Here is a 26,331-nt window from a genome sequence, read left to right on the forward strand (position 1 = left end):
GACGCGGGCCGGTCTCCGATCGACAGGGTGTCGGTTCCGGGCCGCTCGGCTCGACGCAGCGTCCATTGCCTGTACGTGACACGCAGGAGCATGCTGCCGAGGTGCGAGCGAATCCCAGTGCCTCCTCAGTCTCCCGCCGGTCCCTACTGCGTGCTCTCGGCGGCGGGGCGGCCGTCAGCACGCTCGCGGGCTGCGGCGTGCCCGCCGCCTACATCGCTCCCGGTGATCGTGGAGCGGGGGACCGCTCGCGGCGGGACAAGACGCTGACCTTCGCCAACTGGCCGCTCTACATCGACACCGACGACGATGACGCGACGAAGCGGCCCTCGCTCGACGCCTTCGAGAAGCGGACCGGCATCGACGTCCGCTACACGGAGGAGATCAACGACAACGACGAGTTCTTCGGCAAGATCAGCCCGTCCCTGATGAACCACCAGGAGACCGGCCGCGACCTCATCGTCATCAGCGACTGGATGTGCGCGCGCTTCGTACGGCTCGGCTGGGTCCAGGAGATGGACCGCGCGCGACAGCCCAACGTCACCAAGTACCTGGACCCGCTGCTGCGTTCGCCGCACTTCGACCCGGGGCGCAAGCACACCGTGCCCTGGCAGTCGGGCATCACCGGCATCGCGTACAACAAGCGCAGGCTGGGCCGGGAGATCAAGCACGTGTCCGACCTCTGGGCCGACGACCTCAAGGGCAAGGTCACGCTGCTCTCCGGTCTCGACGAGGCGTTCGCGCTGCTGATGCAGGGCGACGGGGTCGACATCGAGAAGTGGCGGGCGGACGACTTCCACCGCATGTGCGACCGGGTGGAGAAGCTGGTGGCCTCGAAGCACATACGGCGCTTCACCGGCAACGACTACATCAAGGACTTGTCGAGTGGCGACGTCCTGGCGTGCCAGGCCTACAGCGGCGACGTCATCCAGCTCCAGGCGGACGACCCGGACATCGAGTTCGTCGTCCCCGAGGAGGGCGCGGAACTCTGGGCGGAATCCCTGATGATCCCGAACCTGGCCCGCCACAAGCAGAACGCGGAACGGCTCATCGACTACTACTACGACCCCGAGGTGGCCGCGGAGCTCGCCGCCTGGGTCAACTACGTCTGCCCGGTGCCCGCGGCGCGTGACGTCCTCGCCTCGTCCAAGGACAAGGAGCTGGCGGCCCTCGCCGAGGACCCGTTGATCTTCCCGGACGACGCGATGCGGGGGCGGCTGAAGATCGCGCGGGACATCACGTCGAAGGAGCGCACGGAGTTCGCGAAGCGGTGGAACGCGATAGCGGGGTTGTAGTGGGGCTGTAGTGGGTCACGCGCTCATGCGCGGGGCTCTCGCTCAGGAGCGGCGTCGGCGCACTGCCGTGCGGATGTCCTCCGCCGCGTACGTGGCGTTCAGCCGCCAGGTCCCCAGCTTGTCCCGCACCTTCGACGCGACCTTGCGCCACTTGAACCAGGGCGGCAGCTCCCGGAACGGCACGAACGTCAGTGTGTCGTCCACCGCGTTCTCGGCCAAGCCACGATGACCCTCCGCCCGCAGGGCGGCGTACAGCTCCGGGGTGAGTGCGTTGTTGAGGCGGGCCGCGGTGCCCGCCGCGGTGTACGCGAACCCCCGCTGACCGTGGTCCGGCAAGCGCATCGCCTTGACGATGCGCGGGGACGCCTCCCGCAGCGTGCAGTTGAAGGCAAGGCCGATGGCTGCCGTGCCAAGGCTGCGCTCGCCGCGGGCGTACGCCGCGTCCCACTCGGCGGGGTCGTCGAGGCCCAGCAGGCCTTCGCCGCTCTCCCAGTTCCACTCGGCCGCCATGGCCACGACTCCGTCCCATGGGATCTGAACTCTCACATTGCATTTGAACACCCACGAGTCTCGTTCCGTTTCATAGGTAACTGCATGGCTCGTGCGGCCCTCCCGTCCGGGTGCCGCGGAAAAGGACGAACTTGATGATCAAGCGAACCGGCCTTCTCGTGGGGCTCGCCGCTCTGCCCGCCGCCCTCCTCACCGTGGTCGTCTCGTCCCCGGTGTTCGCGGCGGACCCTCCGGCCTATCAGATCGACCTGGCCCCGCTGAACGACTCCGGCTCCACGGGAACGGCCCTCCTGAGCCTGCGCGGCAACGCGTTGACCGTGTGGATCAAGTCCGAGGGCCTGGTGCCGGGGCAGCCGTCGGCGCAGCACCTGCACGGTTCCACCGACGGGCACGACTTCCAGTGCCCGGACGACGGTGACGACACCAACGGCGACGGCGTCCTCAACAACACCGAGGCCACCGTCCACTACGGCGACATCAACATCTCGCTGACCGAGTCCGGCGCCACCGACGCGGCCAGCGGCCTCGCCGTGGACCGGATGCCGGTCGCCGACGCGCAGGGCAAGGTCTCCTACAAGCGCACCATCACCGTGGGGCAGGACGTCGTCGAGCACATCAAGGACCTGCACATCGTGCAGCACGGCATCGACCCCAACGACAACGGCAAGTACGACTTCGAGGGCGCCGGCAAGAGCGAACTCGACCCGAAGCTTCCCCAGGAGGCCACCGCTCCGACCAACTGCGGGGTGGTCAAGGGCGCGGCCGTCGGGTCCGTTCCCATCGGCGGGGTCGAGACCGGAGGGGGCGTGGAGGGCGTGGAGGACCGTACGTCCACCGGTGTCGTGACCGGTGCTGCCGGGGCCGCGGTGGTGGCAGCCGCGGGGACGCTGGTTCTCGCCCGGCGGCGCCCGGCCCCCGCCGCCGTCGCGAAGACCGGGGACGCCGCGTGAGCCGCTCGGCCTGGCGGGCGTGGACCGTGCTCCGGCGTGCCTCCGCGGCCGCGATCGCCGCCGTCGCGGCGGCTCTGGTGCTCACCGCGTGCGCGGGCCCCGACGGCACCGCCGCCGCGCCCGCCCCTCCCCGCCAGAGCGCGACGGGTGACGGCGCGGGTGACGGAACCACGCCGCCCGCCGGACAGGACAAGGGTGCCCCTGAGGCCCTGAGCCGGTCCGTTCCGCAGCGCGTCGCCATCCCCTCCCTGGGAGTTTCCAGCGCGCTGGAGACGCTCGGGCAGGGCGGGGGCGGGGCGATGACGACGCCGAAGGACCCCGATCTGGCGGGCTGGTACGAACCGGGCCCCACCCCCGGCTCCAAGGGCCCCGCGGTGATCGCGGGCCACGTGACCTGGAACGGCGCGGACGCCGTCTTCAAGAAGCTGAAGTCGATGAAGGCCGGGGACGAAATCGAGGTCACACGCGAGGACGGCAAGACCGCCACCTTCGCGGTGGACCGTGTCGAGGAGTACCCGAAGAAGGAGTTCCCCACCCTGGAGGTCTACAAGAACATCGACCACGCGGGCCTGCGCCTGATCACCTGCGGCGGAGAGTTCGACGCGGACCGCAACTACTACCCCAACAACGTGACGGTGTTCGCGAGCATGACGGGCGTCGCGTAGCGGCGTAGACGCGGAGGTTTCGCGGCCCCAGCTCAGCCCCGCTTCATGGCCGTCAGGGCGATCCGCTCGGCGACCGGGTTCATGTCCTTCCCCTTGGCGTCGGTCGCGTTCACCGAATAGACGAGGGTCCGTGAGCCGCTCTCGGTGGAGGCGATCATGTTCTGGTAGCCGTAGCGGGAACCGGTCTTGAGCCAGACCACCGTGTCGTCGTCCAGTTCCATCCGCTGGAGACCCGCGCCGAACATGGCCTTGGGGACGCCCGGCGTCAGCTCCGGCAGAGTGAGCATCTCCTTCAACTGAGGCTCGGGCAGCACCTTTCCGCCGAACAGCGCCTGTGTGAAGACCTCGAGATCGGCGGTGGAGGAGATCATGTCGCCCGCCGCGAAGCGGTCGTACTGGTTCCACTCGGTGATGTCGACGAGCCGCGTGGTGCCGTCCGGCTGCTGCACGCTCTGGTAGCCGCGGTTGTGCGGACCGCGGATGCGGAGGTCGGTCCCGGGGAAGTAGGTGTCGCGCAGGTGCAGCGGCCTGAAGATCCGCTGCGCGGCCTGATCGGCGTACGAGTCCCCGGTGACCCGCTCGATGAGCATGCCGAGCACGGTGTAGCCGATGTTGCGGTAGTGCTGCTCGTCGCCGGGGTCGTGCTGGGGCCCCTTGGAGATGGCCGACGCGACGACCTTCCGGTAGTCCAGCGTGTCGAAGCGGTGGGCGTACTCGTCGTCGAAGCCGTCGCCCGACTGCAGGCCGCTGGTGTAGTTGAGGAGGCTGCGTACGGGGAGGGGCTTGAACCTCTTCTTCGGGTCCTGCTGCTTCGGGAACAGCTCCGGCATGTAGTGCTGCACCGGCTTGTCGAGGTCCAGTTCGCCGTCGGCGACCAGCTGCAGCGCCACGGCGGCCGTCACGATCTTGGTCGTCGATCCGGCGCGGAAGCGTCCGTGCGGGTCGGCCTTTCTCTCCGTGACCAGGTCATGTACGCCGGAACTTCCCCGCCAGGCCCCGTCCGTGCCGCCGACGCGGACCAGGGCTGCGGTCGCGTCCGCGTTCGGGAGGCCCTTGATCGCGGCACGCAGGGCCTTGCCGTCCGGCTCGGGGCCTTGCGAGGCGACCGCCGCGGGCGGGGTGTGCGCCTGCGCCAGGGCGGGGGCGGTCGCGGCGCCGGTGAGGCCGATGACCAGGGCGGCGGCGAGAGCGGTACGAGCGCGGAACTGCACGGTGCGACTCCAGGAGGGCTGCGGTGCGGAAGGTGTGCCGTCCATCCTGGTGAGCCTGCGGGCGGGCCGGATCCTCACTGGGGAGGGGCGAGGCCCCTTGGAATCCCGAGGGGTCAAGGCCCGCGTAGATCGGGGGAGTTGGCGGGGCTTCCCCTAGGGGGCGTCGGCGGCGGGACGGCGGTCGGCGCGCTCCTGCGCGGTGGGGGAGGGGGCGGACGCGCAGGCCATCGCGCCACCGCTCGCTTACGCCGCGGGCGCCCCGCGGGCCGAGGCCGTCCCCCTCCCCGTCCCCCTCCCCGTACCTGGCGCCGTCACTTCGCCATGAGCAGAATGACGAGGACGACGCCGACCAGGAGCGCGATGGTCAGCATGCGGCCCACGGGGTGCCGTGGATTGAGGCGATGGCCGCGATAGCCCCGTTCGTCGCGCTCGTACACGAAGAGCGGCTCTTCCCGCTTGTCGTCGTCGCTGTTCCCCATGCACCACAAGCTAGTTGAGGAAACCGTTCGGCCACGAGAGCGCGCCGTCGGGCCGCCCGTCGGGCCGCCCGTCGGGCCGCATGTCCCGAGCGCGCAGGGCGTGCAGCGTGTCGACGCGGTTGGTCGTGATCGCGTCGACGCCGATGTCGATGAGCCGGCGCATGGAACGCCGCGTGTCCGGTGTCCAGGCCGAGACGAGCATCCCCTGCCGCTGCACCTGTGTGACCAGCTCGCGGTCGAGCAGCGAGAAGCGGTAGTTGAGCCAGCGCGGCTTGATCGCCTCGAGCACGGCGTGGCGCGGCGGGGCCAGGCTCGTCCAGGTCAGGGCGATCTCGGCGGCGGGATCCGCCGCGCGCACCGCCAGCATCGTCCGGGCGCCCGCGCAGTAGTACACGCGCTCCGACGCCCCGCAGTCGGCGACGGCCCCGACGACCGCGCGCACGGACTCCGGTGTGGCGTCGGGCAGATCCACCATGAGCCTGTGGCCTTCGGTCGCCGCCACGGCGTCCTCCAGGGTGGGTACGCCGTCCTCCGTGAGGCCGCGCACCTCGTCCGCGGAGAGCACGGACAAGGGCCGGTCCAGTTCCCACAGGCGTTTGAGGGTCGCGTCGTGCAGCAGGACGGGTACGCCGTCACGGCTGAGACGGACGTCGATCTCCACCGCGTCCGCGCCCCGGTCGAGCGCGGAGCGCAGGGACGGGAGGGTGTTCTCGCGGACGCGGTAGGGATCGCCTCGGTGGGCCACGGCTGTCACGGTGCGCATGGGCCCATTGTGCTGCCGCGCTAGGGGGCGAGCCAGGTCCGCGTGTACGTGTCGATCTCCTCGGCGAGCTTCGCCTTGCCCGCCGGGTCGAGGAACGACGCCTCGACGGCGTTCTTCGCGAGGTCCGCGATGCCCCGCTCGTCGAGGTCGAGGAGGCGGGCGGCGATCGCGTACTCGTTGTTGAGGTCGGTGCTGAACATCGGCGGGTCGTCGGAGTTGATGGTGACCGGGACCCCGGCGGCGACGAACTGCTTGATCGGGTGCTCGTCGAGGGTGGCGACGGCGCGCGTCGCGATGTTCGACGTGGGGCAGACCTCGAGCGGGATGCGGTGCTCGGCCAGGTGCGCGAGGAGCTTCGGGTCCTGGGCGGCGCTGGTGCCGTGGCCGATGCGCTCGGCACGCAGGTCGGTGAGGGCGTCCCAGATGGTGCCGGGCCCGGTGGTCTCGCCCGCGTGCGGCACGGAGTGCAGGCCGGCGGCGATGGCACGGTCGAAGTACGGCTTGAACTGCGGGCGCGGCACGCCGATCTCGGGGCCGCCGAGTCCGAAGGAGACCAGGCCCTCAGGGCGCAGCTTGTCGGTGGTCGCGAGCCTGACCGTCTCCTCGGCGGATTCCAGACCTGCCTCGCCGGGGATGTCGAAGCACCAGCGCAGGGCGACGCCGAGGTCCGCCTCGGCCGACTTGCGGGCGTCCTCTATGGCGTCCATGAAGGCGCGGTCGTCGATGCCGCGCCGCACGGAGCTGTAGGGGGTGACGGTCAGCTCGGCGTAGCGGATGTTCTGCCGGGCCATGTCGCGGGCGATCTCGTACGTGAGCAGGCGTACGTCGTCCGGGGTGCGGACGAGGTCCACGACCGACAGATACACCTGGACGAAGTGCGCGAAGTCCGTGAACGTGAAGAAGTCGGCGAGCGCCTCGACGTCCGTGGGCACCTTGGAGTCGGGGTGCCGGGCGGAGAGGGCCGAGACGATGCGGGGAGATGCCGAGCCGACGTGGTGCACGTGCAGTTCTGCCTTGGGCAGTCCGGCGATGAAGGCATGCGGGTCGCGTGGCTTACGGGTGCTGCTGCGCGGATCGGTCACGGTTTCCTCCCCAGGAACGGAATTGATCGGCTGATCGGTGGGTCGGGGATCATCGTAGAGGGCGGGCCCGCGGCCCAGGCGGTGGCCGTAGCATGACGGAACGTACGAAAGAGGTGACGCGGGATGTCCGAGGGATCGGCAGGGCCGGGTGGGTCCGAGGGGCGGGATCCCTGGGCGCCGCCGGAGGATGACGCGGGGCGGGTGCCGCTGGAGAAACGGGACCCGTGGGCCGCGCCGGCCGCGCCTCCCGCCGCACCTTCCGCCGCGGCCGGCCAGGGTGAGCCGGTGCCGCCGCCTCCGATCGGGCCCGAGGGTCCGGGGCAGCTGCCCTACGGCTACCCCGGGGTTCCCGGCGGGGCTCCCGGGCAGGGGCCGCAGGGCTACCCCGGATACCCCGGCTACCCGGGCCACCAGGGGCAGGGCCCTCCCGGCTACGGCTGGCCCGCGATGCCGATGGCGCCCTCCAACGGGATGGGCGTGGCCGCGCTGGTCCTCGGGATCGTCTCGGCGGCCGTCTTCTGCCTGTGGCCCCTGGCGATCGTGCTCGGCATCCTGGCGATCATCTTCGGGGCGATCGGGCGCGGCAGGGCGCGACGCGGCGAGGCGACGAACCCCGGACAGGCGCTGGCCGGGATCATCTGCGGGGCGGCGGGCATCGTGCTGGGCGTGGCCCTGCTGGTCGTGCTGATCGTGGTGCCGGACGACGTGTTCGAGGAAGACGGAGCAGGTCCGGAGGGCGACAGCTACTCGGCGTCCGCGCCCGTCAGGACCTGAACCACCGCACCCCTACCTCAACCGCTCCCTGGCCTCCATCAGCGCGAAGCCCAGCAGGTTCGGGCCGCGCCACTTCTCCGGGTCCTGCGCCCGCTCGTCGTCGGCCGCCAGACCTATGCCCCAGATACGGTCCAGCGGGCTCGCCTCCACAAGGACCCGTGATCCCGTGCCCAGCAGGTAGGACGAGAGCGCGGGCGTGGACGCGAACTTGTGCACGCTGCCCTCGACCACGATGCCGAACCGCTCGCGCTCCCAGAGCGCCTCGTCGAAGCCCCGCACAAGCCGCCCCGCTTTCTTCGCCTCGGCGGGCGTACGCGCGGCAAGGGCCGCCGCCTCGGCGTCCGCGTCGGAGAACAGGCGGGCCTTGCCGGCCATCATCCAGTGCTCGGCCGTCCCGTACTCCACGCCGTCCACGGTGAACGGCGACGGCCACCACTGGCTCAGGCAGCTCGAACCGAGCGTCCCGTCCCGCCGCGGCCGGTGGCCCCAGAAGTGCAGATACTTCACGCTCTCGCCCGCCCGCACCGCCGCGACCAGCGTGTCCACCGAATCGATCTTCGCCATACACGCGAGTCTGGCACGCACCACTGACATTCCGTCCTGGGTTTTCCAGGACGACTCGACACCTGGTCGACAGATTCCGTCGCGTAACCAAAAGGCAACAACGGAATCACTTGTTGGAGTACCACTGCTCTGTCAGGATCGGCACTCAAATCGATCTGGAGCTACGCCGACCCCCTGGGACGGGGACGACGGCGGAGGAGAGCGTCATGCACAACTTCCAGGCGCAGGACCACTTCGCGGAGGGCGCGCAATACATCGCGGGACGGCTGACCAAGGGCACCTCAGGGCGCTCCCACGCCGTCGTCGACCCGGCCACCGGAACCGAGATCCACCGGTACGAACTCGCGGGCGAGAAGGACGTCGACGCCGCCGTCGCCGCGGCCGCGCAGGCCTTCCCCGAGTGGGCAGGCGCGACCCCCGGCGAGCGCTCCGACGCCATGCACCGCTTCGCGGGCGTACTGGCCGAGCGCGCCGAGGAGTTCGCGCAGGCCGAGTCGCTCCAGTGCGGCAAGCCCATCAAGCTCAGCCGGGAATTCGACGTACCGGGCACGGTCGACAACGCCGCCTTCTTCGCGGGCGCGGCCCGGCACCTCCAGGGCCAGTCGGCCGGTGAGTACTCCGGCGACCACACCTCGTACGTACGCCGTGAGCCCATCGGCGTCGTGGGGTCCATCGCGCCCTGGAACTACCCCCTCCAGATGGCCGCCTGGAAGGTCCTTCCGGCCATCGCGGCGGGCAACACGATCGTCCTCAAGCCCGCCGAGCTCACCCCCTTCACCTCGCTCCTCTTCGCGCAGGCCGCCACCGAGGCAGGCATCCCGGACGGTGTCGTCAACATCGTCAGCGGGGCCGGTCGGGACGCCGGAGAGCGGCTCGTCGGGCATCCCGACGTCGCCATGACCTCCTTCACCGGGTCCACCGGCGTCGGCAAGCGCGTCGCCGAGATCGCCACCTCCACCGTGAAGCGGCTGCACCTGGAGCTCGGCGGCAAGGCCCCCTTCGTGGTCTTCGACGACGCCGACCTCGACGCCGCCGTGCACGGCGCGGTCGCGGGCGCGCTCATCAACACCGGGCAGGACTGCACGGCCGCCACGCGCGCGTACGTGCAACGTCCGCTGTACGACGCCTTCGTGGAGGGCGTCGCCGAGCTCATGGAGAGCGTGCGCCTCGGTGCCCCCTTCGCCGACGACACCGACCTCGGGCCGCTCATCTCGCACGTCCACCGCGACCGCGTCGCCGGCTTCGTCGACCGGGCACGCTCCTACGCGCGCGTGGTCACCGGCGGCGAGGCGCTCGATCACCCCGGGGCGTTCTACCGGCCCACGCTCATCGCCGACGCCGCCCAGGACAGCGAGATCGTGCAGTCCGAGATCTTCGGGCCTGTTCTCGTGGTGCTGCCGTTCGACTCCGACGACGAAGGGATCAGGCTCGCCAACGACACCCCCTACGGACTCGCCGCCTCCGCCTGGAGCCGTGACGTGTTCCGCGCCAACCGCGCGACCCGCGAGATCAAGGCGGGCTGTGTGTGGGTCAACGACCACATCCCGATCCTGAGCGAGATGCCGCACGGCGGATACAAGGCATCCGGCTACGGCAAGGACATGTCCGCGTACTCCTTCGAGGAGTACACGCAGATCAAGCACGTGATGTTCGACAACACCGCGGTCGTCCGCAAGGACTGGCACCGCACGATTTTCGGGGACCGATAGCCGATAGGCCGCCCGACCAGCGGCCCCATCCTCCCGAAAGGGCAACCAAGCGCATGGAGCAGTACGAGCCCGACCCCCTCTCCCCGGCCCAACGGGCCGCCATGCACCGCAGCCTCAGGAACGGCAGGGCCTCCCTCACCCGCCGTTCCCTGCTGCGGGCCTCCTCGAGCGGCGCCCTCGCCATCGGCGGCCTGGGGGCACTCAGTGCCTGCGGCATCCCGGCCGCGAGCAAGGGCCAGGGCGACGTCTCGTCGGAGGACCACTCGGACAAGGAGAAGCGCGTCACCTTCTCCAACTGGACCGAGTACATGGACGTCGACGACGACGAGCGCCGCCCCACCCTGGACGCGTTCACCAAGCGCACCGGGATCAAGGTCAAGTACACCGAGGACATCAACGACAACGTCGAGTTCTTCGGGAAGATCAAGCCGCAGCTCGCGGCGGGCCAGGACACCGGCCGCGACCTCATCTGCGTCACCGACTGGCTCGCCGCCCGGCTCATCCGCTTCGGGTGGGTCCAGAAACTGGACCCCGCCAACCTGCCGCACGCGTACACCAACCTGTCCGCCCAGTTCCGCAACCCGGACTGGGACCCGGGGCGGTCCTACTCGTATCCCTGGACCGGCATCTCCACCGTCATCGCGTACAACAAGAAGGCGACCGACGGCGAAGAGATCACCTCGGTGTCGCAGCTCCTGGACAACCCCAAGCTCAAGGGGCGCGTCGGCTTCCTCTCCGAGATGCGCGACAGCGTCGGCATGACGCTCATCGACATGGGCAAGGACCCGGCGAAGTTCACCGACGACGACTTCGACGCCGCCATCGCCCGTCTCCAGAAGGCCGTCGACAAGAAGCAGATCCGCCGCTTCACGGGCAACGACTACACCTCGGACCTCGACAAGGGCGACCTCGCCGCGTGTCTGGCCTGGGCCGGCGACATCGTCCAGCTGAAGGCCGACAACCCCGACATCGACTTCCACATCCCCGATCAGGGCTACATCACGTCGACGGACAACCTGCTCGTCCCGAACAAGGCACGCCACAAGAGCAACGCCGAGCGGCTCATCGACTACTACTACGAGCCCGAGCCCGCCGCGCGTCTCGCCGCGTACATCAACTACGTCTGCCCCGTGGACGGTGTGCGCCCCGAGCTCGCGAAGCTCGACAAGGACGCCGCGAACAACCCGCTGATCCTCCCGGACAAGGAGATGGCCGCGAAGTCGCACGGGTTCCGCTCGCTGACGCCGAAGGAAGAGTCGGCGTACGAGGAGAAGTTCGCCAAGCTCACCGGTGCGTAGCGCTGCGCTGGACTGCGGCCGTTTGAACCCGCGGGCCGTGCGTGGCTGATCGCGCCCACGCGGCGGAGCCGCACATGTCACCGCCCCGCGCCCCTGAAGGGGCGCCTCCGTCCCTCCCCTCGACTTCCCTGGACCCCACCATGACCTCTGCTAAAGAACACGGCGGCGACGTCCGCCTCACCGGGATCAGCAAGACGTACGGCTCCTTCAAGGCCGTCCGTCCCCTTGACCTGACCGTGCCGCAGGGCTCCTTCTTCGCGCTGCTCGGCGCGTCCGGCTGTGGCAAGACCACGACGCTCCGCATGATCGCGGGCCTTGAGGAGCCCAGCACGGGCACCGTGCACCTGGGCGAGCAGGACGTCACGGCGCTGCCGCCGTACAAGCGGCCCGTCAACACGGTCTTCCAGTCGTACGCGCTCTTCCCGCACCTCGACATCTTCGAGAACGTCGCCTTTGGCCTGCGCCGCCGCGGCATCAAGTCCGTGAAGGGCAAGGTCGGCGACATGCTCGACCTCGTCCAGCTCGGCGAGCAGGCCCGCAAGAAGCCGCACCAGCTCTCCGGCGGCCAGCAGCAGCGCGTCGCCGTGGCCCGCGCCCTGATCAACCACCCCAAGGTGCTCCTCCTCGACGAGCCGCTCGGCGCCCTCGACCTCAAGCTGCGCCGCCAGATGCAGCTCGAACTCAAGCGCATCCAGACCGAGGTGGGCATCACCTTCATCCACGTCACGCACGACCAGGAGGAGGCCATGACGATGGCCGACCAGGTCGCCGTGATGAACGCGGGCCAGGTCGAACAGCTCGGTGCCCCCGCGGATCTCTACGAGAACCCCCGCACCACCTTCGTCGCCAACTTCCTCGGCACGTCCAACTTCATAGAGGCCGAGATCGCGGGCCGCAGCGGCGACGACCTCACCCTCAAGGCCGGCGACGGCAAGCTCACGCTGCCCGCCGCGCGATGTACGGCGCCCACCGCCACCGGCGGCAAGGTCATCCTCGGCGTACGCCCCGAGAAGATCTCCCTCACGCACGCCGACGACGCGGGGGAGATCCCGGCGGGCCGCAACCGCATCACGGGCCGCATCGCCGACAGCAGCTTCATCGGCGTCTCGACGCAGTACGTCGTCCGCAGCCCGATCTGCGACGAGTTCGAGGTCTACGCCCAGAACATCGAGCGCGACACCCGCCTGGTCCCCGGCGTCGACGTCGTCCTGCACTGGAACCCCGCGCACACCTTCGGCCTGGACCCCGCCCAGGACATCGAGGCGGGCGTCGAGAAGGTCGAGGAGGACGCCTCCGCATGACGACCACCCTCACTGACGCGCCACCGGCGAAAGAGCCGGAAGCGGCGCCGCGCAAGATCCGCAAGCGGGGCCGCCTCGTCCCCTACTGGCTGCTGCTCCCCGGCATCCTCTGGCTGATCGTCTTCTTCGCGCTTCCACTCGTCTACCAGGCGTCGACATCCGTCCAGACGGGCTCCCTCGAAGACGGCTTCAAGGTCACCTGGCACTTCGCCACCTACTGGGACGCGCTGACCGACTACTGGCCGCAGTTCCTGCGCTCGGTGATGTACGCGGGCTCCGCCACGATCCTGTGCCTGCTGCTCGGCTACCCGCTCGCGTATCTGATCGCGTTCCGCGCGGGCCGCTGGCGCAACCTCATCCTGGTCCTGGTCATCGCGCCGTTCTTCACCAGCTTCCTCATCCGTACGCTGGCGTGGAAGACGATCCTCGCGGACGGCGGCCCCCTCGTGGGCGCCCTCAACACGCTGCACGTCCTGGACGTCACCAGCTGGCTCGGCGTCACGGAAGGCGACCGGGTCCTGGCCACACCGCTCGCGGTGATCTGCGGACTCACGTACAACTTCCTGCCGTTCATGATCCTGCCGCTCTACACCTCCCTGGAGCGTATCGACGGCCGGCTGCACGAGGCCGCGGGTGATCTCTACGCGAAGCCGTCCACGACCTTCCGCAAGGTGACCTTCCCGCTCTCCATGCCGGGCGTCGTCTCCGGCACGCTGCTCACGTTCATCCCCGCGGCGGGCGACTACGTCAACGCGGATCTGCTCGGCTCCACCGACACCCGCATGGTCGGCAACGTCATCCAGACGCAGTTCCTGCGCATCCTGGACTACCCGACCGCCGCTGCCCTTTCCTTCATCCTGATGGCCGCGATCCTCGTCATGGTCACCTTCTACATCCGCAAGTCCGGGACGGAGGATCTCGTCTGATGGCTGCCTTCTTCCGCTGGCTCCGCGGCAAATTCGTCGTCATCGCGGGTCTGCTGACACTCGCGTATCTGCTGCTCCCGAACGTCGTCGTGACGGTGTTCTCCTTCAACAAGCCGAAGGGGCGCTTCAATTACGCCTGGCAGGAATTCTCGCTCGACGCGTGGAAGGACCCCTGCGGTGTCGCCGACATGTGCGGCTCGCTCTCGCTGAGCCTGCAGATCGCGTTCTGGGCGACGATCGGCGCGACCCTGCTCGGCACGATGATCGCGTTCGCGCTCGTCCGCTACCGCTTCCGGGCGCGCGGCGCGGTCAGCTCGCTGATCTTCCTGCCGATGGCGATGCCCGAGGTCGTGATGGCCGCGTCGCTGCTCACGCTCTTCCTCAACATGGGGGCCCAGCTGGGTTTCTGGACGATTCTCATCGCCCACATCATGTTCTGCCTCAGCTTCGTGGTGACCGCCGTCAAGGCGCGCGTGATGTCCATGGACCCGCGCCTCGAGCAGGCCGCACAGGACCTCTACGCTGGCCCCGTGCAGACCTTCGTCCGCGTCACGCTGCCGATCGCCGCACCGGGCATCGCGGCCGGCGCGCTGCTCGCCTTCGCGCTCTCCTTCGACGACTTCATCATCACGAATTTCAACGCGGGCTCGACGGTGACGTTCCCGATGTTCGTCTGGGGATCGGCACAGCGCGGTACGCCCGTACAGATCAATGTCATCGGCACGGCGATGTTCCTGGTCGCCGTTCTCCTGGTGCTCGGCGGAATGATCGTCTCAAAGCGCCGCAACAAGCAGTCGGCATAAAGCCGCACGCGTTCTGAAGGAGTTGGAAATCATGGCCCCAAGCGCCATGACCCGTTGGACCACGTCACTCTCGGACGCCCAGCCGGTCTCGTACTGGCTGGACGATCCCGGCAAGCCGCGCGCCGAGCCCGCCCTCACCGGTGACGAGCAGTGCGACCTGCTCGTCGTCGGCGGCGGCTACAGCGGCCTGTGGACCGCGCTGATCGCCAAGGAACGCGACCCGGACCGCGACGTCGTCCTGGTCGAGGGCCGGGAGGCGGGCTGGGCCGCCTCCGGCCGCAACGGCGGCTTCTGCGCCGCGTCCCTCACGCACGGCATCGCCAACGGCCTGTCCCGCTGGCCCGGCGAGATGGCGAAGCTGGAGGAACTCGGCGCCCGCAACCTCGACGAGATCGAGGCGGCCGTCAAGCGCTACTCCATCGACTGCGACTTCGAGCGCACCGGCGAGATCGACGTGGCCACGCAGCCGCACCAGCTCACCGAACTGCGCGAGGTGTACGAGGAGATGGCGGAGCACGGCCTCGCGGGCGGCTCCGAGCTGCTCGACGCGGACGCCCTGCGCGCCCACGTCGACTCGCCGACCTTCCTCGGCGGCCTCTGGGACCGCGAGGGCGTCGCCCTGCTCCACCCGGCGAAGCTCGCCTGGGGACTCAAGCGCGCCTGCATGGAGAAGGGCGTACGCGTCTACGAGCACACGCCCGCGCTCCAACTCGCCTCGTCCGGCGCCGGGATGCGCGTACGCACCCCGTACGGCCGCATCCGCGCCCGGCAGGTCGCGCTCGCCACAAACATCTTCCCGTCGCTGGTCAAGCGCATCCGCTCCTACACGGTCCCGGTCTACGACTACGCGCTGATGACGGAGCCGCTGACCGAGGACCAGCTGGCGGCCATCGGCTGGCAGAACCGCCAGGGCCTGGGTGACAGCGCCAACCAGTTCCACTACTTCCGGCTCTCCGCCGACAACCGCATCCTGTGGGGCGGTTACGACGCGATCTATCCGTTCGGCGGCAAGCTGCGCGCCGAGCACGACCACCGCCCGGAGACGTACGCGAAGCTGGCGGGCCACTTCTTCACCTGCTTCCCGCAGTTGGAGGGGGTCCGGTTCACGCACGCGTGGGGCGGGGCGATCGACACCTGTTCGCGCTTCTCGGCGTTCTTCGGGACGGCTCACGCGGGGCGCGTCGCGTACGCGGCGGGCTATACGGGACTCGGGGTCGGGGCCACCCGCTTCGGCGCCGACGTCATGCTCGACCTGCTCTCCGGCGAGCGCACGGAGCGCACGTCCCTGGAGATGGTGCGCACGAAGCCGCTGCCGTTCCCGCCCGAGCCGTTCGCGTGGACGGGCGTGGCCCTGACCAAGTGGTCGCTGGCCCGCGCCGACGAGAACGGCGGCAGGCGCAACCTGTGGCTGAAGACGATGGACAAGCTGGGCCTCGGCTTCGACAGCTAAGTTCTCCGAAGCCGCGTAACGCTCGCGCCCGAACCCCCTCTCTCCTGTGACAGGCACAGCTGTTGCACAGGAAAGGGAGGTCCCCCCATGACTGAACCTGGGGCGAAGCCGGCGGTCGAGTGGCTCGTGTCGGTGGCGCCGGATCCGGACGCCTGCCGCTGGGAGTGGGAGCGAAATCCCCTCGGGGTGGCGCTCCTTCCCGCCGGCAGGCTCTGGGACGTACTGATCCTGCCCGGCGATCTCGGCTATGCGACGCTCGACGTACTGACCCGCTGCATCGACCGTCCGGGCCCGGTGCTCGCGGACTTCGGCGACTCCCGCATGGGCTTCTTCGTCCCGGCGGGCACCGTCGCCCGCTGGGTCGGTACGGGCGTGCGCGGCGCGGGCCTCGGGACCTGGATCGTCGTCCCCTATCCGGGGCGTTCCACGGGCGGTGTCCGCTGGCTGATTCCGCCCGATGGAGCGGGCACGCTGACGGACCCGGCGCTGCTGGAACTCGCGATGCACGAGGCGGCGGCGCAGTTGCCGCCTCGGGCCGAGGAGTGAGGGTAGCTTCGCCAACGGCTCCGGCTCCGGCTACACGCGGCTCGCGGACGTCCCCGACAGCGGGGACATCATCGGCTTCACGCTGACGATTGAGCACGGCTACTTCGGCTGATCCGGGTCCGCCTCACCGGCGTCGGGGTGGCGGCCGTACCGCCCCACGAGTAGCGCCACACCCAGCAGCACCATCCCGAACAGACACCAACTGGCCACCACGTCCAGCGGCCAGTGATACCCGCGCCGCACGAGCCCCAGCCCTACCCCGAAGTTCAACAGGGCGCAGGCGATCACCAGTTCGCGGCGTGCGTACGTGCCGCGTAGGTACGGGAGCAGGAGCAGTGCCGCCCCGCCGTAGGCGACCATGGCGGTGGCGGTGTGGCCCGAGGGGTAGTAGCCGGTGCCGTCCATGCCGGGTGGGCCGGTGCGGCCGATGAGTTCCTTGAGCGGGATCACGAGCGCCGGGAGCACGGCCATGGCCACGGCGGCGGCGGCCGGGGCGAGCCACCAGCGGAACGTACCGGCCCGGTGGCCGCGCCAGGCCGTGTAGGCGATGGCGGCGGCGAGGAAGGGCACGGCGACGGCGACCCCGCCCAGATCGGCGAGGAATTCGGCGGCGCCGTCAGGGAGGCGGCTTCCGGTGATCCAGGGGCCGAGCCGCTCGTCCGCGTCGCGGAGGGGGCCGTCGGCGATCACTTGCCAGGTGATGAGCGCGAAGAAGAGCGCGCAGAGGCAGAAGAGGAGAGTGGACGGCCGCCCCGGAACAGGGGGGGTAGTTCCGAGGCGGCCGTCCTGACCGGTGTGCCGCACGCCCCGGGGGGTTTGGGGCGGGCGGCCGTCCGATCGGTGAGGAGTTCCGGAGCCAGTGACTCCGGGTGTGTGCGCGAGGGCACGACCAAGACGGGGCTGGGGAGGCTCCGTCCCGGTGTCGCCCACAGTCGCCTGCGGGCGGGGTGTTTCTCTCATCTGCAGAAACCGTACGTCAGCCGGTGGCGGCCCGACAGGCGGAACGGCAACCCGGCATGGGTCCCGCACACGTTCTTCACATGCCCCGACGGTCACCCCAGGTCACGAGTCCCGCACCGGGCGCCGTACACACACGTCAGGGCATGTGCGGATACATACGGAGCCGGGATCTTCCCCCTTTGGGGTGATCCCGGCTCCGTCGGACGTCATGCGCCCTACAGGCCTCAGACGCCCGAGAAGGCGGCCTCGATGATGTCCAGGCCCTCGTTCAGGAGGTCGTCGCCGATGACCAGCGGCGGCAGGAAGCGCAGGACGTTGCCGTACGTGCCGCAGGTGAGGACGAGCAGGCCCTCCGCGTGGCAGGCCTTGGCGAGCGCGGCCGTCGCCTCGGGGTTCGGCTCCTTGGTGGCCCGGTCCTTGACCAGCTCGATGGCGATCATCGCGCCACGGCCGCGGACGTCGCCGACGATGTCGTACTTCTCCGCGATGGCGTTCAGGCGGGCCTTCATCGTCGCCTCGATGGCCTTCGCCTTGCCGTTGAGGTCGAGCTCCTTCATCGTCTCGATGGCGCCGAGCGCACCGGCGCAGGCCACCGGGTTGCCGCCGTAGGTGCCGCCGAGGCCGCCGGAGTGTGCGGCGTCCATGATCTCGGCGCGGCCCGTGACGGCGGCGAGCGGCAGGCCGCCCGCGATGCCCTTGGCGGTCGTGATCAGGTCCGGGACGATGCCCTCGTCCTCGCAGGCGAACCACTGGCCGGTGCGGCAGAAGCCGGACTGGATCTCGTCCGCGACGAAGACGATGCCGTTGTCGTTGGCGAACTTCACGATGGCGGGCAGGAAGCCCTTCGCGGGCTCGATGAAGCCGCCCTCGCCGAGGACCGGCTCGATGATGATCGCGGCGACGTTCTCCGCGCCGACCTGCTTGCTGATCTGGTCGATGGCCTGCTTGGCGGCCTCGGGACCGGCGTTCTCCTCGCCCGTCGGCCAGCGGTAGCCGTACGCGACCGGGACGCGGTAGACCTCGGGCGCGAACGGCCCGAAGCCGTTTTTGTACGGCATGTTCTTGCTGGTCAGAGCCATCGTGAGGTTCGTACGGCCGTGGTAGCCGTGGTCGAAGACGACGACGGCCTGGCGCTTGGTGTGCGCACGGGCGATCTTGACGGCGTTCTCTACGGCCTCGGCGCCGGAGTTGAAGAGCGCGGACTTCTTCGCGTGGTCACCCGGCGTCAGCTCCGCGAGCTGCTCGGCGACGGCGACGTAGCCCTCGTACGGCGTGACCATGAAACAGGTGTGCGTGAAGTCGGCGAGCTGCGCGGTCGCCCGGCGTACGACGGCCTCGGCGCTGGCGCCGACGGACGTGACGGCGATGCCGGAGCCGAAGTCGATGAAGCGGTTGCCGTCGACGTCCTCGATGATGCCGCCACCCGCGCGCGCAGCGAAGACAGGCAGCACGGAACCCACGCCACCGGCGACCGTGGCGGTACGGCGGGCCTGCAGCTCCTGGGACTTCGGCCCGGGAATGGCGGTGACGACGCGGCGCTCCTGCGGAAGTGCGGTCATGGGGTGCTCCTGGGGGTGGGGCGAGGCGGACGCTCGGTGCTTGTCTGCTTGCTTCAGTGCTGCTTTCTTTCGCAGGTTAGGGGCGAAGCCCGGGGCCGGGCATGCTCCACGGGGGAGTTGTTCGGCGTGGCGGTTGTCCGTGGTGGACATAGCGGGGGAGGGGGCGCGGTGCGGCTTTCGTCCCTTGCGGGGAGTGGTGGGGTCAGTCGCCGGGCCCGAGGCTCACGGGGCGGGCGCCGCCGGGGGCTGATGCCATGCAGCGGGCGCGCGGGTCGCCGGCGATCCACAGGTGCGTGGCGTGCTGGTCGAGGTACACGCGCCAAGGGCTCGGGGTGAGGACCTGGTCCCCGACGGTCACCAGTTGGGCCCTGCCGCGGCTGCGGATCACACAGTCGACGGGGCGCCACGGGTGGGTGGCCAGAAGAGCGGTCATGCGGCGGGTGCTGACGAGTACGACGACGTGCAGCGGCAGCAGCGTCAGCTGAAGGAGCACGATGATCACGAACAGGCCGACCAGGTCGCGGTCATCGCGGACGACGAGCGCGACCTGCGTGACGAGCAGCGCGGGCCACACGACGGCGAACAGAAGGACCCGGCGGTGCATCCGGCCGCGCATCGTGCGGGACGTGGACGGGTGCGAGAGTGCCGGACGCGAGGGGTCGCTGACGACGGGATCCGCGGTGAGCGGGGCCGCGGGGGTGCCGTGCTGTCGGTCGGCGATCAGGGCGTTGCGCTGCCGGAGATGGAGCAGTCGACGCGGCGCCGTGCGCGCGCCCGGTCGTGCGGCCGCGGACGGGGGCGCCGCGATGACGACGTCGGCGCGCGGATCGCCGCAGAGCCACAGCACGCCGATCTCCGCCCGCTGTTGCGCGCCGGCGCCGGACCGCATGCGGCGGGTCCACCAGCGGGTACGGGGATGGGCGAAGAGGAGGAGGGGGAGCCGCGCGTCCGGGTCGCCCGGGGCGGTGGGATCCGGGACCGCGATCCACGGCTTGTCGCTCGCCGCCGCCGGATGAGCGGAAAGCCCGTGCTCGGCGTTCTCGATCAGCTGCCAGGGGTGGCCGCGAAGGGTACGACGCATCCGGAACACGTCGGGGAGCGCCCCGGCCAGGAGCATCAGCAGGCGGTACGCGGCGTAGAAGGTGTACGGGACGAACACCACGGATGCCAGGGGGAAGACGGTCTGGGTGAGGGCGTACAGCGCGAACCAGACCGCGACCCAGGCGACGAGGGCAAGACCGGTCCTGACCGTGTGCCACCGCCAGGCCCAGCGGGTCGCGGGAGAGTCCCAGGCGGTGCGATCTCCGGGCGACGGGAGCGGCAACGGCGGCGGTGCGTCGTGGGGTTCGGCGAGGGGTTCGGCGTGGAGGCCGCGTTCCCTCTCGCTCAAGACCTGGTCGGCGTCCTTGTGATCGGGCATCGGACGACGGTAGCCGGATTGATGCCTTCCGCCCAGTTCGCGCAGGTCCCGGAAGCCCCATTCCCCGAGGCCCCGGGCGCGTATCCGGTGAACTGCCCCTGTAGGGGCACTAGATTGACGGCTGAACCGACAGACCGGCAGGTCAGGGGGCAAGGGCCATGGAACCCGAAGGCACGCACGACGCTCGCGGTACGCACGCCACACCGGTGCCGCGGCCGGCAGGGCCTTCCGTGCCCGCAGCGCCGCCGATGCCCCGGCGGGCGCCCGGCCCCGGCAGCGCCCCGTCGGTCGCCGACTGGCTCGCCGCGCCGCGTCCCCGGGCGATCCCCGGCGTCTGGCGCTACGCCTATCGGGCTCCCGCGCCCGAGGCCGAGACCGAGGGCGTCAGCCGGCGGCTGATCGTCGGCATGACGATCTCCGCCGTGCTCGGTCTGCTGTTCTGGTCGCTGTGGCGGCAGGGCAACATCCCCTACCAGTGGGCCCTGCTGAAGCTGTTCACGCCGAGCGGCTGGTGGTGGGCGGGCAGCGTCCAGCCCAAGCAGTGGCAGGCCGGGGACGCCCGGATCGTCTACGACGGGATCGTCTTCGGCGTGGTGCTGTACTCGGTGGGGCGGCTCGGCGCCTGGCCCGACGCCATCCGGCACTTCATGGTGCGGCGCCCGCAACCCTCCCGTGCCGTGCTCGCCTCCGTCGCGGCGGTCGGCGTCCTGCTCTTCGTCTGGCCGAGCGCCCTCGGGCTCGACTGGCGGCCGCTGCCCGTGGTCGATCCCGTCTTCTCCCTGGTCGCGCTCCTCGCGGGTGGTTACGAGATCTTCGAGTCGCAGGTCCTCACCGACGTCCTGTACGTCCTGATCACCCTCGCGGTGCTGTGGCCCTTCGCCCGCATCGGCGGATGGTGGGAGACGATCCGCGCCGGCCGAGCCACGGCGACGCGCCGGCCCGCCTCCCCGCCGCCCCCCGCCGAGGCCCCCGCACGCGGCCACTGGCCCGAGCTGCGCGCGGCAGGACACGACAAGGCCGCCGACCTGCTCTCCGCCGAGCTGCTCAGCGGACGCATGAACGACGTCGACTGCGCCCGCGTGACCCACGCCTGGCGCACCGCCGCCGCCGACCCGGGCGCGCTCGCCACCTTCGTGGACACGGTCGCCCGGCAGGGCTCCGCCTCCTGGACCCACCCCTCCGGCCAGCGCGACCTGCCCGCCCGCAGCGCCGTCCACGACCTGCTCGTGGGCCAGGTCCGGATCGGCCGCTTCGCGAAGGACGAGCGCAACCCCTACGCCGTGCGCGACGCCGGGGCCGCGCTCGACCCCGCCGTGCTCGGCACCTCACTGCTCGCGGTGGGCCCCTCCGGCGCCGGCAAGACCGGACGACTCATGCGCCCGGTGGCCGAATCGCTCTCCCTCGGCGCCCTGACCGGGCAGTGCGCGGTCGTCGCCGTGTGCGCCGCGGGCACGGCGCTCGGTCCCGACGACGCGTACGACGTCGTGATCAGGCCGGGCGACCCCGCGTCCGTGCACGACCTCGACCTGTACGCGGACTGCGCCGACCCGGACGAGGCCGCCGCCTTCCTCGCCGAAGGCCTGGTCGGTGACCTCGACGCCGTGGACACCCGGCGCGCCGCCACCAGCCTCGCCCAACTCCTCGGCCCCTACCGCCTCCTCCACGGCCGCTTCCCCTCCGTCCCCGCACTGCGCGAACTGCTCGAAGGCGACCCCGCCGCGCTCGCCGCCCTGCAGACCGGCCTCGCCGCGGACGAGCACACCGCGATGCGCCGCGAACTGGACGCCCGAATCCGCCAGTCCGGCTCACCCAACGACCCGGGCCCCGCCCTGGCCGACCGCCTCGCCCTGCTCGACCGCCCCGCCTTCGCCGACTTCTTCGACCCCGGCGGCGAGGGCCACCCCTTCTCGATGCGCGCCGTCGCGCACCACCCGCTCCGGGTCAGGGTGGACCTCCCGGAGCACGGGCACGAGGAGGCGTCGAGGCTCCTGGCCAGGCTGCTGCTCGCCCAGTTCTCGTACGTCGCGCGCGGCCGTGCCCGGCGGCCGCACTTCGTCTGCCTGATCCTCGACGACGCCGCGCGCACCCTCACCCCCGAGAGCGTGCGCGCCATCCAGCGCCTGCGGTCGCTGAACGCGGGCGTCGTGCTCGGCCTGCGCACGATCGGCGAGGTGCCGGAGCCGCTGCAGGGGCCGCTCTACGCCGCGGTCGGCTGCCGGATGGCCTTCTCCGGCGTGACGACCTGGGACGGACGCCGGTTCACCGAAGCCTGGGGCACCGAGTGGATCGAGACCAAGGAAGTGGCCCAGCACACCGTCTTCGCCGATCAGCCGATGACGCGCGCCCTGCACTCGCTGCGCAAGCTCGTCACCGGCAAGGCGGTCACGACCGACGCCGTCACCGTGCGCAAGGTCGAGCGCGAACGCTGGTCCGCCTCCGAACTGGCCCACTCCCTGCCCCCGGGCCACGCCGTGCTCTCCCTGACCGACGTACGGGGCGAGCACGCGCCGCCGTTGCTGGTCGACCTCAGGGGTTAATCGCCGGGGAGCAGGTAGAGGTGCACGTACGGGGTATTCGGTCCCGTACGTACCGTACGGTGAGGCAGAATCGGCACAGGCTGTTCATACGTACCGGCCAAAAGATCCACATCTCGTCCGGGATCCGATGGCCGGCCGGAACGTGTGCCTCACCGCCGCCGCCAAACCTGCCGCCCTGACCTGCTGACCAGACCTGAAGGTCCCATGCCGCCCACGCTCGCCTCCCTCGTCCACCACTCCGCGCTCAAGCTCACCGTGCGCGCCGGTGAGGAACATCTGGACGCGCCCGTGCGCTGGGCCCACGCCAGTGAGCTCACCGACCCCGTGCCCTACATGGAGGGCGGCGAGCTCCTCCTGATCACCGCGCTCAAGCTGGACGCGGAGGACCCGGAGGCCATGAGCCGCTACGTGAAACGGCTCGCGGCGGCAGGCGTCGTCGGGCTCGGGTTCGCGGTCGGCGTGCATTACAAGGACATCCCGGAGGCCTTGGTCGCGGCAGCCGCGGACGAAGGGCTTCCGCTCCTGGAGGTGCCCCGGCGCACCCCCTTCCTCGCCATCAGCAAGGCCGTCTCCGCGGCCATCGCCGCCGACCAGTACCGCGCGGTGACGGCAGGCTTCGCCGCCCAGCGCGAACTGACCAAGCAGGCGCTGAGCGACGGCCCCGAAGGGCTGCTCGGCGCGCTCGCCGCACAGGTGGACGGCTGGGCCGCGCTGTACGACGCGTCCGGCGCCGTCGTCGCCACGGCCCCCGAGTGGGCCTCCCGCCGGGCCGCCAGACTCACCACCGACGTGGAGCGCCTTCGCGACCGGGCGGCCCCCGCGAGCGCGGTCGTCGCGGGCGCCGAGGACCGGGTGGAACTGCACTCGATCGGCACGGGGCGCCGGCCCCGCGCCGCGCTCGCCGTCGGCACGGCGTCCACCCTCGGCACCGCCGAGCGCTACGCACTGCACTCCGCCATAGCGCTGCTCACCCTCACCACGGAACGCAACCGCTCGCTGCAGGCCGCCGAGGCCCGCGTCGGCTCCGCCGTCCTGAGGATGCTGCTCGCCGGGGAGCCGGACCACGCCCGCACGGTGGCGGGGGAGTTGTACGGCAGCCTGCTCGACGCGCCGTTCCGCCTGGTGGTCGCGGAGGTGCCCGCGTCGGCCCCGGCGGACGGCGACCCCTTCGCCCAGCTCACCGACGCCGTCGAGTCGGCGGCGGCCCGCGCGGGCGAGGCGCTCCTGGTCGTGCCCTACGGCGAGCGGCTCGTGCTGCTCGTCGTGGACGGCGGCGCGGGCGCGGCGGCCTGCGTGGCGTACGCGCGGACGCTGGAGGCGGGACGCTCCGATGCGCCGGAGGGCGGTGCGGGCGACGGGGCGGCTCTCCTCCTCGGCCTCTCCGCGCCCGCGGGCCCGATCGCGGCGGCCACCGCGTACAAGCAGGCCGACCAGGCGCTGTCCATCGCCCGGCGCCGGGGCCGCGCGATGGTCGAACACGAGGACCTCGCCGCGGGCTCGGTCCTACCGCTGCTCGCCGACGACGCGGTGCGGGCCTTCGCCGACGGCCTGCTGCGCGCCCTGTACGAACACGACGCCACCGGCCGCGGCGACCTGATCGCCTCCCTGCGTGCCTGGCTCTCGCGCCACGGCCAGTGGGACGCGGCGGCGGCCGATCTGGGCGTCCACCGCCACACCCTGCGCTACCGCATGCGCAGGGTCGAGGAGATCCTGGGCCGCTCCCTGGACGACCCGGACGTCCGGATGGAGCTGTGGCTGTCGCTGAAGGCGACGTCGAGCGGGACGGAGTAGCCGAGCGGGACGGAGTAATCGGGCGATACGCAGGGGCCGTGGGGGGAATTGCTCCCCTGCCAAAGCGGCGCGCCCCCAGCAGGCAGTACTCCGCGTCGGACAAACGACCGTCACCCCCGCCGCCCCTACGGTGGGGAACGTACCCCCCAAGACACACCTTCGCGGAAGGGCCGGGAATCGACATGACTTCCATCCACGCCTTCTGGCTCGCCGGTCGCCAGACCACCGGTGAGACCACTCTCGACGTCACCTCGCCCTGGGACGGGCGGATCGTCGGCAAGGCGGCCGTCCCGACCGACGCCCAGGTCGAGGAGGCCGTAGCCGCCGCGTACGCCGTGCGCGACGAGTTCGCCGCGACCCCGGCGCACGTGCGGGCCGCCGCCCTCGACCACGTGAGCCGCAGGCTCGTCGAGCGGACGGAAGAGATCGCCCAGCTCATCTCCGCCGAGAACGGCAAGCCGATCAAGTGGGCCCGCGGCGAGGTCGGCCGCGCCGTCTCCGTCTTCCGGTTCGCCTCCGAGGAAGCCCGCAGGTTCAACGGCGGCGAGGCCCAGCGCCTCGACACCGACGCCGGTGGCCAGGGGCGCCTCGCCTTCACGCGCCGCTTCCCCAAGGGTGTCGTCCTGGGCATCGCGCCGTTCAACTTCCCGCTGAACCTCTGCGCCCACAAGATCGCCCCGGCCATCGCGTCCGGCACGCCGATCATCCTCAAGCCGGCGCCCGCGACCCCGCTCTCCGGTCTCCTCATCGGCGAGCTGCTCGCCGAGACCGACCTGCCCGCCGGGTCCTGGTCGGTCCTGCCGGTCGCGAACGAGAAGATGCCCGCCCTCGTCCAGGACGAGCGCCTCCCCGTCATCTCCTTCACCGGCTCCGAGAAGGTCGGCTACGCGATCCTGGACTCGGTGCCGCGCAAGCACTGCACCCTGGAGCTCGGCGGAAACGGCGCCGCCGTCGTCCTCGCCGACTTCTCTTCCGACGAGGACCTGGACTGGGCGGCCTCGCGCATCGCGACGTTCTCCAACTACCAGGGCGGCCAGTCCTGCATCTCGGTGCAGCGCGTCATCGCCGACGCCTCCGTGTACGACCGGCTCGTGCCGCGCGTCCTGAAGGCCATCGAGGCCCAGGTCACCGGCGACCCGTCCGACCCGAAGACCGACGTCGGCCCGCTCGTCAACGAGGACGCCGCCAAGCGCGTCGAGTCCTGGGTCGACGAGGCCGTCCAGGCGGGCGCGCAGCTCCTCGCCGGCGGCAAGCGTGACGGCGCCTCGTACGCGCCGACCGTGCTCGCCGACGTACCGGCCGACGCCACCATCGCCGTCGAGGAGGTCTTCGGACCGGTCCTCACGATCAAGAAGGTGGACGGCGAGGCGGAGGCGTTCGCCGCCGTCAACGACTCCAAGTACGGCCTCCAGGCGGGCGTCTTCACGCACGACCTGCAGACCGCCTTCCGCGCCCACCGCGACTTGGAGGTCGGCGGCGTGGTCATCGGCGACGCCCCCTCCTACCGCGCCGACCAGATGCCGTACGGCGGCGTCAAGCAGTCCGGCGTGGGCCGCGAGGGCGTCCGCTTCGCGATGGACGACTACACCTACGAGCGGGTCATGGTGATGACGGGCCTCGCCCTGTAAGCACGTCAGCCTCGAACCGGACGGCCGGAGCCCACTGTGCGGGGGCTCCGGCCGTTCTCGTGCTCGGGACGCGGCCCGGTCCGGTGCGGCCGAACGCTGCGCGAGGACTGGTG

At 70.9% G+C, this 26,331-nt stretch carries 23 protein-coding genes; 14 read left to right on the top strand and 9 right to left on the bottom strand.

The genetic code is table 11. The annotated features are described in order from the left end of the window. Positions 1-101: 101 nt before the first annotated feature. Complete coding sequence (locus tag AB0M70_RS28645) at positions 102-1,292, top strand: extracellular solute-binding protein (RefSeq protein WP_365824148.1); 1,191 nt, start codon at positions 102-104, stop codon at positions 1,290-1,292. Positions 1,293-1,334: 42 nt separating this feature from the next. Here AB0M70_RS28645 and AB0M70_RS28650 read toward each other — a convergent pair whose 3' ends face one another. Continuing rightward, the gene (locus tag AB0M70_RS28650; protein WP_365824150.1) at positions 1,335-1,802 is read right to left on the bottom strand and encodes a hypothetical protein; all 468 of its coding nucleotides are present in this window, start codon (positions 1,800-1,802) and stop codon (positions 1,335-1,337) included. A gap of 131 nt (positions 1,803-1,933) precedes the next feature. Here AB0M70_RS28650 and AB0M70_RS28655 point away from each other — a divergent pair, with 131 nt between their 5' ends. Beyond that, positions 1,934-2,752 carry a hypothetical protein gene (locus AB0M70_RS28655; protein WP_365824152.1) on the top strand — a complete coding sequence of 273 codons (819 nt, stop codon included), beginning with the start codon at positions 1,934-1,936 and terminating at the stop codon, positions 2,750-2,752. Next, on the top strand, positions 2,749-3,417 hold the full coding sequence (locus AB0M70_RS28660; protein WP_365824154.1) for a class F sortase: 669 nt from the start codon (positions 2,749-2,751) through the stop codon (positions 3,415-3,417). Before AB0M70_RS28655 ends, AB0M70_RS28660 begins: the two co-directional genes overlap by 4 nt. 32 nt (positions 3,418-3,449) lie before the next feature. On the opposite strand, the gene AB0M70_RS28665 is transcribed toward AB0M70_RS28660, so the two are convergent. From AB0M70_RS28665 to AB0M70_RS28680, 4 genes are all read right to left on the bottom strand, one after another. Next, positions 3,450-4,673: a serine hydrolase domain-containing protein gene (locus AB0M70_RS28665; protein WP_365824156.1), complete on the bottom strand. Its 1,224-nt coding sequence runs from the start codon at positions 4,671-4,673 to the stop codon at positions 3,450-3,452. 266 nt (positions 4,674-4,939) lie between these two features. Next, a complete protein-coding gene (locus AB0M70_RS28670; RefSeq protein WP_363212599.1) occupies positions 4,940-5,107 on the bottom strand; it encodes a hypothetical protein in 168 nt (55 codons plus the stop codon). 10 nt (positions 5,108-5,117) lie between these two features. Next, positions 5,118-5,870 carry a glycerophosphodiester phosphodiesterase gene (locus AB0M70_RS28675; protein ID WP_365824159.1) on the bottom strand — a complete coding sequence of 251 codons (753 nt, stop codon included), beginning with the start codon at positions 5,868-5,870 and terminating at the stop codon, positions 5,118-5,120. Positions 5,871-5,890: 20 nt separating this feature from the next. Beyond that, complete coding sequence (locus AB0M70_RS28680; protein ID WP_365824287.1) at positions 5,891-6,979, bottom strand: adenosine deaminase; 1,089 nt, start codon at positions 6,977-6,979, stop codon at positions 5,891-5,893. A gap of 96 nt (positions 6,980-7,075) precedes the next feature. Here AB0M70_RS28680 and AB0M70_RS28685 point away from each other — a divergent pair, with 96 nt between their 5' ends. Next, on the top strand, positions 7,076-7,726 hold the full coding sequence (locus AB0M70_RS28685) for a DUF4190 domain-containing protein (protein WP_365824289.1): 651 nt from the start codon (positions 7,076-7,078) through the stop codon (positions 7,724-7,726). A gap of 12 nt (positions 7,727-7,738) precedes the next feature. Here the strand turns inward: AB0M70_RS28685 and AB0M70_RS28690 are convergent, their stop codons facing one another. Then, a complete protein-coding gene (locus AB0M70_RS28690) occupies positions 7,739-8,320 on the bottom strand; it encodes an NADAR family protein (RefSeq protein WP_365824161.1) in 582 nt (193 codons plus the stop codon). Between the two features lie 176 nt (positions 8,321-8,496). Between AB0M70_RS28690 and AB0M70_RS28695 the strand changes: the two genes are divergently transcribed. The 7 genes from AB0M70_RS28695 (at position 8,497) to AB0M70_RS28725 (ending at position 16,323) form a co-directional block, all read left to right on the top strand. Further along, positions 8,497-9,999: a gamma-aminobutyraldehyde dehydrogenase gene (locus tag AB0M70_RS28695; RefSeq protein ID WP_365824163.1), complete on the top strand. Its 1,503-nt coding sequence runs from the start codon at positions 8,497-8,499 to the stop codon at positions 9,997-9,999. Between the two features lie 53 nt (positions 10,000-10,052). Then, complete coding sequence (locus tag AB0M70_RS28700) at positions 10,053-11,297, top strand: extracellular solute-binding protein (protein ID WP_365824165.1); 1,245 nt, start codon at positions 10,053-10,055, stop codon at positions 11,295-11,297. A 140-nt stretch (positions 11,298-11,437) separates the two neighbouring features. Continuing rightward, a complete protein-coding gene (locus AB0M70_RS28705; RefSeq protein WP_365824167.1) occupies positions 11,438-12,598 on the top strand; it encodes an ABC transporter ATP-binding protein in 1,161 nt (386 codons plus the stop codon). Next, positions 12,595-13,524, top strand: coding sequence for an ABC transporter permease (locus AB0M70_RS28710; RefSeq protein ID WP_365824169.1), 930 nt, complete (start codon positions 12,595-12,597; stop codon positions 13,522-13,524). The genes AB0M70_RS28705 and AB0M70_RS28710 overlap by 4 nt, the downstream gene beginning before the upstream one ends. Further along, on the top strand, positions 13,524-14,327 hold the full coding sequence (locus tag AB0M70_RS28715) for an ABC transporter permease (RefSeq protein WP_363212607.1): 804 nt from the start codon (positions 13,524-13,526) through the stop codon (positions 14,325-14,327). Before AB0M70_RS28710 ends, AB0M70_RS28715 begins: the two co-directional genes overlap by 1 nt. 31 nt (positions 14,328-14,358) lie before the next feature. Then, on the top strand, positions 14,359-15,777 hold the full coding sequence (locus tag AB0M70_RS28720; protein WP_365824172.1) for an FAD-dependent oxidoreductase: 1,419 nt from the start codon (positions 14,359-14,361) through the stop codon (positions 15,775-15,777). 87 nt (positions 15,778-15,864) lie between these two features. Further along, entirely contained in the window at positions 15,865-16,323 is a 459-nt protein-coding gene (locus AB0M70_RS28725; RefSeq protein ID WP_365824174.1) for a hypothetical protein, read from the top strand. A gap of 99 nt (positions 16,324-16,422) precedes the next feature. Here AB0M70_RS28725 and AB0M70_RS28730 read toward each other — a convergent pair whose 3' ends face one another. From AB0M70_RS28730 to AB0M70_RS28740, 3 genes are all read right to left on the bottom strand, one after another. Continuing rightward, a complete protein-coding gene (locus AB0M70_RS28730; protein WP_365824176.1) occupies positions 16,423-17,127 on the bottom strand; it encodes a phosphatase PAP2 family protein in 705 nt (234 codons plus the stop codon). A 380-nt stretch (positions 17,128-17,507) separates the two neighbouring features. Further along, the gene (gene gabT, locus AB0M70_RS28735; protein ID WP_365824178.1) at positions 17,508-18,842 is read right to left on the bottom strand and encodes a 4-aminobutyrate--2-oxoglutarate transaminase; all 1,335 of its coding nucleotides are present in this window, start codon (positions 18,840-18,842) and stop codon (positions 17,508-17,510) included. A gap of 202 nt (positions 18,843-19,044) precedes the next feature. Continuing rightward, positions 19,045-20,262, bottom strand: coding sequence for a hypothetical protein (locus AB0M70_RS28740; RefSeq protein WP_365824180.1), 1,218 nt, complete (start codon positions 20,260-20,262; stop codon positions 19,045-19,047). Between the two features lie 158 nt (positions 20,263-20,420). On the opposite strand from AB0M70_RS28740, the gene AB0M70_RS28745 reads away from it, so the two are divergent. The 3 genes from AB0M70_RS28745 to AB0M70_RS28755 all read left to right on the top strand — a co-directional run bounded on the left by AB0M70_RS28745 (position 20,421) and on the right by AB0M70_RS28755 (position 26,218). Then, positions 20,421-22,799 (top strand): ATP/GTP-binding protein, encoded by a 2,379-nt coding sequence (locus AB0M70_RS28745; protein ID WP_365824182.1) that lies wholly within the window; start codon positions 20,421-20,423, stop codon positions 22,797-22,799. 204 nt (positions 22,800-23,003) lie between these two features. After that, a complete protein-coding gene (locus AB0M70_RS28750) occupies positions 23,004-24,590 on the top strand; it encodes a PucR family transcriptional regulator (protein ID WP_365824184.1) in 1,587 nt (528 codons plus the stop codon). A gap of 182 nt (positions 24,591-24,772) precedes the next feature. Further along, on the top strand, positions 24,773-26,218 hold the full coding sequence (locus AB0M70_RS28755; protein ID WP_365824186.1) for an aldehyde dehydrogenase family protein: 1,446 nt from the start codon (positions 24,773-24,775) through the stop codon (positions 26,216-26,218). Positions 26,219-26,331: the final 113 nt, after the last annotated feature.

This window comes from Streptomyces sp. NPDC051214 (genome assembly GCF_040682375.1).
In the GTDB taxonomy this organism is placed as follows: Bacteria; Actinomycetota; Actinomycetes; order Streptomycetales; family Streptomycetaceae; genus Streptomyces.

Bases quoted from the DNA above. Each gene is read 5' to 3' on its own strand.
- AB0M70_RS28710 (WP_365824169.1), top strand. From the start codon at position 12,595: ATGACGACCACCCTCACTGACGCGCCACCGGCGAAAGAGCCGGAAGCG.
- AB0M70_RS28690 (WP_365824161.1), bottom strand. From the start codon at position 8,320: ATGTCAGTGGTGCGTGCCAGACTCGCGTGTATGGCGAAGATCGATTCG.
- AB0M70_RS28700 (WP_365824165.1), top strand. From the start codon at position 10,053: ATGGAGCAGTACGAGCCCGACCCCCTCTCCCCGGCCCAACGGGCCGCC.
- AB0M70_RS28755 (WP_365824186.1), top strand. From the start codon at position 24,773: ATGACTTCCATCCACGCCTTCTGGCTCGCCGGTCGCCAGACCACCGGT.
- AB0M70_RS28740 (WP_365824180.1), bottom strand. From the start codon at position 20,262: ATGCCCGATCACAAGGACGCCGACCAGGTCTTGAGCGAGAGGGAACGC.
- AB0M70_RS28695 (WP_365824163.1), top strand. From the start codon at position 8,497: ATGCACAACTTCCAGGCGCAGGACCACTTCGCGGAGGGCGCGCAATAC.
- AB0M70_RS28725 (WP_365824174.1), top strand. From the start codon at position 15,865: ATGACTGAACCTGGGGCGAAGCCGGCGGTCGAGTGGCTCGTGTCGGTG.
- AB0M70_RS28705 (WP_365824167.1), top strand. From the start codon at position 11,438: ATGACCTCTGCTAAAGAACACGGCGGCGACGTCCGCCTCACCGGGATC.
- AB0M70_RS28665 (WP_365824156.1), bottom strand. From the start codon at position 4,673: ATGGACGGCACACCTTCCGCACCGCAGCCCTCCTGGAGTCGCACCGTG.
- AB0M70_RS28650 (WP_365824150.1), bottom strand. From the start codon at position 1,802: ATGGCGGCCGAGTGGAACTGGGAGAGCGGCGAAGGCCTGCTGGGCCTC.
- AB0M70_RS28675 (WP_365824159.1), bottom strand. From the start codon at position 5,870: ATGCGCACCGTGACAGCCGTGGCCCACCGAGGCGATCCCTACCGCGTC.
- AB0M70_RS28745 (WP_365824182.1), top strand. From the start codon at position 20,421: ATGGAACCCGAAGGCACGCACGACGCTCGCGGTACGCACGCCACACCG.
- gabT (WP_365824178.1), bottom strand. From the start codon at position 18,842: ATGACCGCACTTCCGCAGGAGCGCCGCGTCGTCACCGCCATTCCCGGG.
- AB0M70_RS28715 (WP_363212607.1), top strand. From the start codon at position 13,524: ATGGCTGCCTTCTTCCGCTGGCTCCGCGGCAAATTCGTCGTCATCGCG.
- AB0M70_RS28670 (WP_363212599.1), bottom strand. From the start codon at position 5,107: ATGGGGAACAGCGACGACGACAAGCGGGAAGAGCCGCTCTTCGTGTAC.
- AB0M70_RS28720 (WP_365824172.1), top strand. From the start codon at position 14,359: ATGGCCCCAAGCGCCATGACCCGTTGGACCACGTCACTCTCGGACGCC.
- AB0M70_RS28750 (WP_365824184.1), top strand. From the start codon at position 23,004: ATGCCGCCCACGCTCGCCTCCCTCGTCCACCACTCCGCGCTCAAGCTC.
- AB0M70_RS28685 (WP_365824289.1), top strand. From the start codon at position 7,076: ATGTCCGAGGGATCGGCAGGGCCGGGTGGGTCCGAGGGGCGGGATCCC.